Source organism: Novosphingobium resinovorum (genome assembly GCF_027922145.1).
Taxonomy (GTDB): Bacteria; Pseudomonadota; Alphaproteobacteria; order Sphingomonadales; family Sphingomonadaceae; genus Novosphingobium; species Novosphingobium resinovorum.
In genome coordinates this window covers 550,616-560,964 of the sequence record NZ_BSFC01000011.1, presented here as the reverse complement: position 1 = coordinate 560,964, position 10,349 = coordinate 550,616, and the positions used below count along the sequence as shown (strand labels likewise).

At 67.4% G+C, this 10,349-nt stretch carries 10 protein-coding genes; 3 read left to right on the top strand and 7 right to left on the bottom strand.

The genetic code is table 11. The features are described 5' to 3' along the window. Positions 1 to 64: 64 nt before the first annotated feature. Together rpoN and PKE80_RS07555 are read left to right on the top strand one after the other, a co-directional pair. On the top strand, positions 65 to 1,573 hold the full coding sequence (rpoN, locus tag PKE80_RS07560; protein WP_271181956.1) for an RNA polymerase factor sigma-54: 1,509 nt from the start codon (positions 65 to 67) through the stop codon (positions 1,571 to 1,573). A 181-nt stretch (positions 1,574 to 1,754) separates the two neighbouring features. Beyond that, on the top strand, positions 1,755 to 2,441 hold the full coding sequence (locus PKE80_RS07555) for an energy transducer TonB (RefSeq protein ID WP_271181955.1): 687 nt from the start codon (positions 1,755 to 1,757) through the stop codon (positions 2,439 to 2,441). 298 nt (positions 2,442 to 2,739) lie between these two features. Here PKE80_RS07555 and dinB read toward each other — a convergent pair whose 3' ends face one another. Beyond that, positions 2,740 to 3,867 carry a DNA polymerase IV gene (gene dinB, locus PKE80_RS07550; protein ID WP_271181954.1) on the bottom strand — a complete coding sequence of 376 codons (1,128 nt, stop codon included), beginning with the start codon at positions 3,865 to 3,867 and terminating at the stop codon, positions 2,740 to 2,742. Between the two features lie 91 nt (positions 3,868 to 3,958). Here dinB and PKE80_RS07545 point away from each other — a divergent pair, with 91 nt between their 5' ends. Further along, the gene (locus PKE80_RS07545; RefSeq protein ID WP_271181953.1) at positions 3,959 to 5,224 is read left to right on the top strand and encodes a multidrug effflux MFS transporter; all 1,266 of its coding nucleotides are present in this window, start codon (positions 3,959 to 3,961) and stop codon (positions 5,222 to 5,224) included. A gap of 18 nt (positions 5,225 to 5,242) precedes the next feature. Here PKE80_RS07545 and PKE80_RS07540 read toward each other — a convergent pair whose 3' ends face one another. The 6 genes from PKE80_RS07540 to crtY form a co-directional block, all read right to left on the bottom strand. Next, positions 5,243 to 5,389: a lmo0937 family membrane protein gene (locus PKE80_RS07540; protein WP_008829807.1), complete on the bottom strand. Its 147-nt coding sequence runs from the start codon at positions 5,387 to 5,389 to the stop codon at positions 5,243 to 5,245. Positions 5,390 to 5,468: 79 nt separating this feature from the next. Further along, positions 5,469 to 6,425 carry a phytoene/squalene synthase family protein gene (locus PKE80_RS07535; protein WP_271181952.1) on the bottom strand — a complete coding sequence of 319 codons (957 nt, stop codon included), beginning with the start codon at positions 6,423 to 6,425 and terminating at the stop codon, positions 5,469 to 5,471. Between the two features lie 156 nt (positions 6,426 to 6,581). Next, positions 6,582 to 7,175, bottom strand: coding sequence for an LOG family protein (locus PKE80_RS07530; RefSeq protein WP_008829805.1), 594 nt, complete (start codon positions 7,173 to 7,175; stop codon positions 6,582 to 6,584). Position 7,176: 1 nt separating this feature from the next. Continuing rightward, the gene (locus tag PKE80_RS07525) at positions 7,177 to 7,614 is read right to left on the bottom strand and encodes a hypothetical protein (protein WP_271181951.1); all 438 of its coding nucleotides are present in this window, start codon (positions 7,612 to 7,614) and stop codon (positions 7,177 to 7,179) included. Beyond that, on the bottom strand, positions 7,611 to 9,089 hold the full coding sequence (locus PKE80_RS07520) for a phytoene desaturase (protein ID WP_008829803.1): 1,479 nt from the start codon (positions 9,087 to 9,089) through the stop codon (positions 7,611 to 7,613). Before PKE80_RS07520 ends, PKE80_RS07525 begins: the two co-directional genes overlap by 4 nt. Continuing rightward, a complete protein-coding gene (gene crtY, locus PKE80_RS07515; protein ID WP_271181950.1) occupies positions 9,086 to 10,285 on the bottom strand; it encodes a lycopene beta-cyclase CrtY in 1,200 nt (399 codons plus the stop codon). Before crtY ends, PKE80_RS07520 begins: the two co-directional genes overlap by 4 nt. Positions 10,286 to 10,349: the final 64 nt, after the last annotated feature.

Sequence of the window (10,349 nt, the reverse complement as noted above, 5' to 3'; positions counted from 1 at the left end):
GGTGGATTTCCTTTTCCCGCTCATCCTGAGCTTGTCGAAGGATCACAGCACGGACCTCTGATCGATGGCGCTGGGGCCGCGCCTCGATCTCAGGCAGAGCCAGTCGCTGGTCATGACGCCGCAGCTTCAGCAGGCGATCAAGCTGCTGGCGCTGTCCAACCTCGAGATCGAGACTTTCATCGGAGAGGCGCTCGACGCCAACCCGCTCCTCGATGTGGGCGCGCAGGCGCCTGCCGCCGAGACGGTGGAGGCACCCGCCGAGGCGCGCGTAACGGCGCTGGAGACGTCCGGCGTGGATCGCCTGATCGGCGAGGGCCGCGCTGCCGACGATCGCCCGCTCGACATCGATACCGGCGCTCTCGACCGTGACCGCGACACCGGCGACGGCGCCGTCCGCGACGAGACATGGGGCGCGGACCTGCGGCTCAGCGGAGCATCGGGCGGCGAGGAAGGCCCCGGCATCGACGAACGCGCGGCCCTCGGCGGCACGCTGGCCGAACACCTCGAAGCGCAAGTCGGCGCGGTCGCGCGCGATCCCTTCACCGAGGGCGTCGCGCGCTACATCATCGGCCAGCTCGACGAGGCGGGCTACCTGCCGGTGAGCCTGTCCGAACTTGCGGGCGACCTCGGCGTCGATCCCGGCGAGATGGAGGAAGGGCTGGCGCTGGTCCAGGCGCTCGACCCCACCGGCGTCGGTGCGCGCAGCCTGTCCGAATGCATTGCCCTGCAGGCGCGCGAGGCGGATCGCTACGACCCGCTCATGGCCAAGATGATCGACAATCTCGACCTTCTGGCCAAGGGCGAATTGCCCCGCCTCAAGCGCATCTGCGGCGTGGACGACGAGGATTTCGCCGACATGCTCGCCGAACTGCGCGGCTACGACCCCAAGCCAGGCCTGCGCTTCGGCGGCGAGCCGAGCGGCGCGGTGACGCCCGATATTCTGGTGACGGCGCGCAGCGATGGCGGCTGGGACATCGCGCTCAACCAGGCGACGCTGCCGCGGCTGATCGTCAATCGCGGCTATTACGTGGAAATGAAAGGCGAGTGCGACGACAAGGCGTCGCGCGCGTGGCTGTCGGACAAGCTGGCGGATGCGAACTGGCTGATCAAGGCGCTCGACCAGCGGCAGAAGACCATCCTCAAGGTTGCGGCCGAACTTGTGAAGCAGCAGGACGGCTTCTTCCGCAAGGGTGTCGCGCACCTTCGGCCGCTGACCCTGCGCGCGGTGGCGGAAGCGATCGGCATGCACGAATCGACCGTCAGCCGCGTGACCTCGAACAAGTTCCTCAACTGCCCGCGCGGGACTTACGAGCTGAAGTACTTCTTCAGTTCGGGCGTCGCCTCGGCGGACGGCGAGGGCGGGGCCTCGGCCGAGGCGGTCAAGGCGGCGATCCGTCAGCTCATCGATGCCGAGGATGCGAAGGCGATCCTGTCCGACGACGCGCTGGTGGACCTGCTGAAGGGCAAGGGCTTCGAACTCGCCCGGCGTACCGTCGCCAAGTACCGCGAGGCGATCGGGCTCGGCAGTTCGGTGCAGCGTCGCCGCCAGAAGGCACTCGCAGGCGCGCGTTGATTTCGCACGCTATTGCAATGCAGCGCATGCTAACCACGCTGATCATGTGGGCGCCCTGTTAAATACTTGGCATGTTTAGTAAAAAGTAATTTGCAAGAATTATGACTGTGTTATCTTCTCGCTGACCGGTGCCGTACCTGCGGTGAACGGCAGGATACGGGCCGCTGTTGAGGAGAAGCCCATGTCTTATGTCGACGGGAATTCCGGAAGTACACGCAAGGCCCTGACTGGTGGTGTCGTCGTCCTGATCCAGGGCGGTCTGGCACTGGCGCTGATCAACGGTTTCGCGGTGACCTTCTTCGAGAAGGAGAAGCCGCCGCACCTTGCCAGCGAGTTCTTCCCCACCAAGCCCGTCACCCCGGACCTGCCGCCACCTCCGACCGCAGAGCCGGACCAGAAGCTGGTGCGCGACATGCCGATCAGCGCGCCGCTGCCGCGCTTGGACATCACGCCCAAGGCCGCGATCACCGGCGTCACCGTCGATCCGATGCCGGTAAGCGGCGCAACCGAGTTCAGCAGCGACTTCGTGCTGCCCTCCACCGCGCCGAGCGAACCGGCGGCCCGTTTCACGCCCAAGGTCGCCCGGCCGCGTGGAAATGTCGCGGGCTGGGTCACCACTGCCGACTACCCGACCGCCGACATTCGTGCAGGGAATACCGGGACGGTGCGCTTCCGCCTCGCCATCGATGCCGATGGCCGCGTGTCGGGCTGCACGGTCACGCAGTCGAGCGGCTTTCCCGGCCTCGATGCGGCGACCTGCCGCAACGTGACCCGGCGCGCCCGCTTCGATGCGGCGAGCGATGCCACCGGCGGCAGGGCTGCAGGGACTTACGACGGGACCATCCGCTGGGTGATCCCGAACGACTGAAGCGCCCTTGGCGGCCTTCGGGTCGCCCGGCCGGGGTGTGGCTCGTTCCGCCAACCAGAGCCCGCTCCGGCCGTCAATTATGGCGGGAACTTGTGGGGCGGACGCGGGTTTAGTGATTGTGTCCCCGGTCAAGGGCGGTCCTCAGGGGCCGCCCTTCCATTTTTTGGGGCCGCTTATCCTCCCTGTCGCGCAGCGATGGGGAGGTGGCAGCCCGCAGGGCTGACGGAGGGGTTCTCCCCCTCCACCACTCGCTACGCGAGCGGTCCCCCTCCCCATTCCTTCGGGACAGGGAGGATTCCTACAACAGCGATAACTGCCCGTCCTTCGCGGGCCGCGCGTCTTCCTCGCGCTGCTCCAGCGCCGAAAGCGTCAGGCCCATCAGGCGGATCGGCTGGGGCAGGGGCAAGTGGTCCTCCAGCAAGGCATGGCCGATCGTCGAGAACTCCGCCTTGTCCGCCACGAAATGATGCAGCGAGCGGGCGCGGGTGAGGGTCTGGAAGTCGGCGTAGCGCAGTTTCATCGTCACCGTCCGCCCGCGCGCGCCGGAGCGTTCGATGCGCTCCCACACCGTATCGACGATGTGGTCCATGGTTTCGCGCAGGGCCCCCGGGTCCTCGATGTTCTCGAAGAAGGTGCGCTCGCCGCCTACCGACTTGCGCGGGCGATCGGCACGTACCTGGCGCAAGTCGACGCCCCGTGCGGCGCGGAACAGGTACTCGGCGAAGCTGCCGAAGTTGGCGCGCAGGAAGGCGAGGTCCTTGCCCGCAAGGTCGGCGCCGGTCTCGATGCCGAGGCGCGCCATCTTCTCCGCCCCGCGCGGGCCGACGCCGTGGAAGCGGCGCACCGGTAGCCCGGCGACGAACTGCGCGCCCTCGCCGGGGCGGATGACGCAGAGGCCATCGGGCTTGTTCTGGTCGCTGGCGAGCTTGGCGAGAAACTTGTTGTAGGACACCCCGGCGCTGGCGGTCAGCTGGGTATCGGCCCTGATCCGGCGACGGATCTCCTGCGCGATGCGGGTGGCCGAGCCGATGCCCTTGAGGTCGGCGGTGACGTCGAGATAGGCCTCGTCGAGCGAGAGCGGTTCGACATGGGGGGTATAGTCGAGGAAGATCGCGCGGATCTGCTGGCTGACCTCGCGGTAGACCTCGAAGCGCGGCTTGCGGAACACGAGGTCCGGGCAAAGGCGAACGGCGCGGGCCGAGGGCATTGCCGAGCGGACGCCGAACTTGCGCGCCTCATAGCTCGCCGCCGCCACCACGCCGCGCCCGGACGAGCCGCCGACCGCTACGGGAAGCCCCCGGATCGAGGGATCGTCCCGCTGCTCGACGCTGGCGTAGAAGGCGTCCATGTCGACGTGAATGATCTTGCGCAGGCCGTCGGCCTCGTCCTCTCCCGATCCGGGGCGATGATCGTCCTGCGAAAACATGTGATATCATATAGCGCTGTTCGGGCCGAATGCGCCATCCGGAGCGGGATTTCACTGGCCATCCAATGCCAAGTGCGGCATGCGCCAGCGCATGACCTCCCCCGCACCACGCTCCGAGAAGTTCCCGATGGGGGAGCTGGAATTCGTCGTCATGATGGCCTCTTTCCAGGCCCTGCAAGCGCTGGCGATCGACGTCATGCTGCCCGCGCTCGGCGCGATCAGCACCGACCTGCATCTTGCCGATCCCAACCAGCGGCAGTTGATCGTCGGCGTGTTCCTGATCTGCTCGGGGCTGGGCTCGCTGTTTCCCGGGGCGCTGGCCGACCGCTTCGGGCGGCGCCCGGTGGTGCTGACGGCGATCACGACTTACGTGCTGCTCTCCATGGTCTGCGCGGTTTCGGCCAGTTTCGAGCTGCTGCTGATCGCGCGCGGGGTGATGGGCTTCGTGACCTCGGCGATGATCGTCATGCCGATGACCATCCTGCGCGACCGGTTCGAGGGCGACCGCATGGCGCGCAGCCAGTCGCTGATCGCGATGACCTTCATGGTGGTGCCGATGATCGCGCCGATGCTGGGGCAGACGGTGCTGCTGTTCGCGGGATGGCGCTGGATATTCGGGATCATGGGCGTTCTGGCGGCCTGCGTCTTCACCTGGGCGTGGATGCGCCTGCCCGAGACACTGCACCCCGATTTCCGCCAGCCGGTAAGGCTCAGCGTGATCGCGGGCAACATGGGGCTGGCGCTGAAGGAGCGGGCGGCCTTCGGCTATTTCCTCGGCGCGGCCTTCGTGCAGGGGGCGCTGTTCGGCTATATCAACAGCGCGCAGCAGCTGGTGGGCGAGCACTTCGGAGCGGGGACGATGTTCCCGGTGATCTTCGGCTGCATGGCGCTGGTCATGGCCTGCACCAACTTCGCCAACGCGCGCATCGTCGAACGCTTCGGCGCGCGGCGCGTGTCGCACGCGGCGCTGCTGGGGTATATCGTGCTGGGGAGCATCCACCTCGTGCTGGCGATGCGGGGCGAGGGGCTGTGGACCTTCCTGCCGCTGATGACGCTGTCGATGTGCATGCTCAGCTTCATCGGCTCGAACTTCCAGGCGATCTCGCTGCAGCCCTTCGCGCGGATCGCGGGGGCGGCGGCCTCGGTCATGGCGTTCGTGCGGATGGTGCTGGGGGCGACGCTGGGGTCGCTGATCGGACAGGCTTACGACGGCACCGCGCGGCCGATCATGGCGGCCATGGTGATCTGCGGGCTCATCGCGCTGGTGCTGGTGCTCTATTCGGAGGGCGGACGGCTGTTCCGCCGTCTCAACCCGCCGGAGTATTACCGCAATGCGCCTCCGCCAGTCGGTCACTGACGGGGCGCACGCGCTTTTTTATACCCTGCGGCCGCGGAACAGCTGCACGAGACCCACGACGATGGCGATCACCAGCAGCACGTGGATCAGCGCGCTGGAAACATGGAACACGACGAAGCCGAGCAGCCAGAGCACGATGAGGATGGCGGCGATGGTGAATAGCATGGACGTAGCTCCCAACAGTTGTGTGCGTGGGTAACGCCGGGTCCTACGGATTTGTTTCCGGTCTATTGCTTAGAGGGTTTCACGTCGTCCGGGACGACGAAAGGCGTGCCAGTTCGCGGCGCGATGGCCGGGGTATCGGCGCGGGTACGGGCTCACGCTTGGCCTCGAAGAAGGCGCCTGCGATCAGCCGCAGCTTCTGGAGCATGCTCACCCTTGCGCGGTGGTCCCATGCATGGGCGCCGAGGCGTTCGACCTCCCGCGCGATGCCGCCGTAGATGCCCGCTGCCGAGAGCACGGCCCAGCGCTGCCGGAACGCCAGCTTCGCCGCGCCGACGCGGGCGGACGCCTCGTATTCGCGTGCCATCGCGCAGGCGCGCGCGACTTGCGGGACGAGGGCGTGGCGATAGTGCGGCTTGGTGATCTCGCCGGGGGGGATGTCGGCCTCCACCAGCCATTCGACCGGCAGGTAACAGCGGCCGTTGGCGTCGTCTTCCCACACGTCGCGCACGATGTTGGCGAGCTGAAAGGCGATGCCGAGGTCGCAGGCGCGGTCGAGCGTGTTCTCGTCGTCGGCGGGCACGCCCATGACGGCGGCCATCATCACCCCCACCGCGCCCGCTACGTGGTAGCAGTAGCGCAGCATGTCGGTTTCGGAGCGCGGGCGCCATTCGGCGGCGTCGAGCGCGAAGCCGGCGAGCACGTCCTCGACCATGGCGGGGGTGATCGGCGTCTCGCGCATGAGCTGGCCGAGTGCGTCGAAGGCGGGCGAGCCGGTCGCTTCCCCGGCCATCGCCAGTTCGGTGAGGGTGCGGATCGTGGCGAGGCGCGATTCGGGGTCGAGCTTGCCGGGGGTGGAGGCGCCTCCGTGATCCTGCTCGTCGGCGATGTCGTCGCAGGCGCGGCACCAGGCGTAGAGCAGCCAGACCCGCTCGCGCGTTTCGCGGTCGAACAGGCGGCTGGCGGCGGCGAAGCTCTTCGACCCGAGGCGGATGGATTCGCGCGCCTCGGCGACGAGGGCGGCGCGGTTAAACGGCATTGCCGCTGGTCTTCCGTTCACCCCACCCGTCGTCATTGCGAGCGTAGCGAAGCAATCCAGGGCAGTGCCACGCCGCCCTGGATTGCTTCGCTACGCTCGCAATGACGAACGAGGGGGGGACAAGCCCTCCCTCGCCCGAACGGCAGGCCACGCGCATCACAGCGTGTTCGGGTCCATGTTCACGATCGGCACGATCGGCTGGTGCGCGTGCATCCGGTCGAGCAGCGGCGCCAGTTCGGTATCGGCCAGCAGGATACCCTGGTGCGCCGGGCGTACGAAGCCGACTTCGGCCATGTGGCGGTTGAACGCCAGCAGCCCGTCGTAGAACCCGAAGGCATTGAGCACGCCGACCGGCTTGTTGTGATAGCCCAGCTGCGCCCAGCTCACCGCTTCCCACAGCTCGTCCATGGTGCCGACGCCGCCGGGCAGGACCAGGAAGCCGTCGGACAGTTCGGTGAACTTGGCCTTGCGTTCGTGCATGGTCTTCACGATCGTGAGTTCGCAATCGTAGTTGGCCACTTCGCCGCCCTTGCCGTCCTTGCCGGTGAGCGCTTCGGGGATGACGCCGATGCACTCGCCGCCTGCTGCCAGCGCGGCACCGGCGACGGCGCCCATGAGGCCGAGGCGACCGCCGCCGTAGACGACGCCGATGCCTTGCGTGGCAAGCGCGGTGCCGACGTCCGCGGCAAGCTGGACGTAGCGGGGATCGGCGGGAGTGGCGGAGCCGCAATAGACGGCGAGACGCTTCATGTCAGTCAACTACCTTGATATTAACCAGCGCGCCCTCCGGAAGATCGCGCGTCTGCCGGGCGAGGTCACCCGTGATTTGGATGAGGCGGACGAAATCGATCCGCACCAGATGTTCGTGGGCATAGTCCCCGGCGACGAGCGCCTGCGGGGTGAGGCTGTAGACCTCGCCCGATGCGGGAGGCCCTAGCCGCTTTACCGCCGCATCGACAAGGGCGTCCGCGCGCCAGATCGCCTTCGTCTCGTCCAGGGCCATGTGCGCCCTGGCCTCCGCCTCGGTGCCGAGCGGGGTGACTTCGCCGAGATCGGGATCGACGTAATGGAACGCGCCCGCATCGTCGGTGACGAGCATGTGCCCCATCAGGCTGTGCGCGACGACCTCGGCGAAGTGCACGCCGGTCCAGCCCCATGCGGCATTGAGCGCGTGGACTTCCCGGCTCACCTGAGGTCTTCCAGCATAAGCTTGGCGGTGGCCTTGGCGCTGCCGACGACGCCGGGAATTCCCGCGCCCGGATGCGTGCCCGCGCCGACGAGGTAAAGGTTCTTCAGCTTGTCGTCGCGGTTATGGCCGCGGAAGAAGGCGCTCTGCGTCAGGATCGGCGAGAGGCTGAAGGCATTGCCCTTCCACGCGCCGAGGTCCGCCTCGAAATCGGGCGGGGCGTAGTGGAAGCGGGTGACGATGCGGTCCTCGATGTCGGGGATCAGGCGGCGGCCGACTTCGCGGATCACGCGCTGTTCCAGCACCGGGCCGACTTCCGCCCAGTCGATCGGCAGCTTGCCCATGTGGGCGACGGGGACGAGCGCGTAGAAGGTGCTCTTGCCCGGCGGCGCCATCGAGGGATCGGTGACGGTCGGGTGATGGAGATAGATCGAGAAATCGCGCGGCAGCACGCCATGCTCGAAGATGTCGTCGAGCAGGCCCTTGTAGCGGGGGCCGAACAGGATCGTATGGTGCGGGATGCCGGGCCAGGTGCCCTCCAGCCCGAAGTGCACGACGAACAGGCTGGGCGAGAAGCTCTTCTTGGTCAGGCTCCTGGCCATCTCCTTGCCGCGCACCGTGTCGCCGAGGAGGCTGGCGTACGTATGCATGAGGTCGCCGTTGGAGGCGACCGCGTCGAAGCGTTCGCGCCAGCCGCTCTCGCATTCGACTTCGGTGACCTGATCGCCGATGGTGTGGACCTGCCGGACCTTGTCGCCGACGCGCAGCGTGCCCCCGAGCCGCTCGAACAGGTTCGCCATGCCCTGCGCCAGCTTGTTGGTGCCGCCCTTGGTCCACCACACGCCGCCGTCCTTTTCCAACTTGTGGATCAGGGCGTAGATCGCGCTGGTGCTCATCGGGTTGCCGCCGACCAGCAGGGTGTGGAACGACAGCGCCTGGCGCAGATGCTCGTCCTTCACGTAGTGCGAGACCATCGAATAAACCGAGCGCCACGCCTGATAGCGCATCATCGCCGGTGCGGCCTTGATCATGCTGGAGAAGTCGAGGAACGCCTCGTGCCCCAGCTTGACGTAGCCTTCCTGCCAGACCCCGGCGGCGTAGCGTTCGAACTCCTCGTACCCGGCAAGGTCGCCGGGGGCGACGCGGGCGATCTCGCGGCGCAGGGAACCTTCGTCGTTCGAGTAGTCGAAAGTGACACCATCGGTCCAGTTGAGGCGATAGAACGGCATGACCGGCATCAGCGTCACGTCGTCGGCGATGTCGTGGCCGGAGAGCTTCCACAACTCGCGCAGGCATTCCGGATCGGTGACGACGGTGGGGCCGGCATCGAAAGTGAAGCCCTCGCGCTGCCAGGAGTAGGCGCGGCCGCCGACCTTGTCGCGCGCTTCGATCAGGGTGGTGGCGATGCCGCTGCTCTGGAGCCGGATCGCGAGGGCAAGGCCGCCGAAACCGGCGCCGATGACGCAGGCCTTCTTCACGATACGGCTCCCAGATCAGCCAGCGGACGCCCGCGTCCGGTCAGGCTGGCGAGCGCCGCGCCCACCGGCACCGGCGGCTTTCCGGCCAGCACCCGCGCCATGTCGAGCGGGGTCGAGCGGCCTGCGTAGAATCTCTCGATCAGCCCTTCGGGCAGCGTGTAGAAGCGCGCCAGCATGCGCCAGCGGTCCGGGCCGTGTGCGGCGCCAAAGAGCATCTTGCTCAACATTCGATAGAAGCGCCCTTGGCGCCAGTGCTGTGCGGCCCTGTCATGACTGGTCCTCAATAGGGCGGACCCGGAGAGATTGTCGAGGCTGGTCAGGTAAAGCGCGAATCTTGTCGCATCGGGAATCGAGTAGGATGTCAGCGGATGGCACAAGGCGGCGCGGGTTCCGGCACGCGGCAGGGGGCTTCCGGCGCGCCAGAACGCCTCGAAATCCCCCTCGGCGATGACGGGAAGGACGCCGGTTTCCTCGTAGGCAACGCTCTCGACCTGCCAGCCTTGCGCGCGGGCATAGTCGGCGATGCGGGTGCGCAGGGCCGGGAGGTCGAGGTCGGAGGTATCGGAATAGTACGTATCCTCGACGAAGACCTCGGTATCGGAGAAGGGCAGGCAGTAGACGAAGCGGTAGCCGTCGATCTGCGCGACGGTGGCATCCATCACCACCGGCCGCGCCAGCCCATGCGGCGCGGCGAGGCGCAGGGACTGGCCGACGAACTTCTGCCAGCCGCCTGTCATGTGCGGCAGGCCCCGGCTCCCCCGCGCGTCGATCACCGCCCCGGCGGCGAAGCGGCGACCATCGGACAGGGTGACGCTGGTGGCGTCGGCGTGCTCGACTTCGAAGCCGGTGACGATGGCGTCGGCGGGCAGCGCCGCGCGCACCGCCGCGTCGAGCTTTGTGCCCGTTGCGCTCCGGTAGGGTGTCGTTAGGTGCCGCCTGGTGCCGGGAAAACGCACCTCGTAATCGTCCCAACGGGCAACGACGATGGGGTCCAGCAGCGCCTCGCCGCCTTCGGGCAGGTCGCTGGCGAAGAAGGACCAGACGTGGTCCCCGCCAAGTCGCTGATCACGCTCGAATATCGCCACACGAAGGTCCGGTCGCCGCGCCGCGAAGGCAAGCGCGATCAGCCCGCCGGCAAGGCCGCCGCCTAGTATCGCGAGGTCACAGAACGCCGGATCGGCCGATTTTTGCTGCATCGCGGCGTTGTTTAGGCACTGCGAACGATTGCTGCAACTTGGCAGACCCCTCGCTTTACTGCAT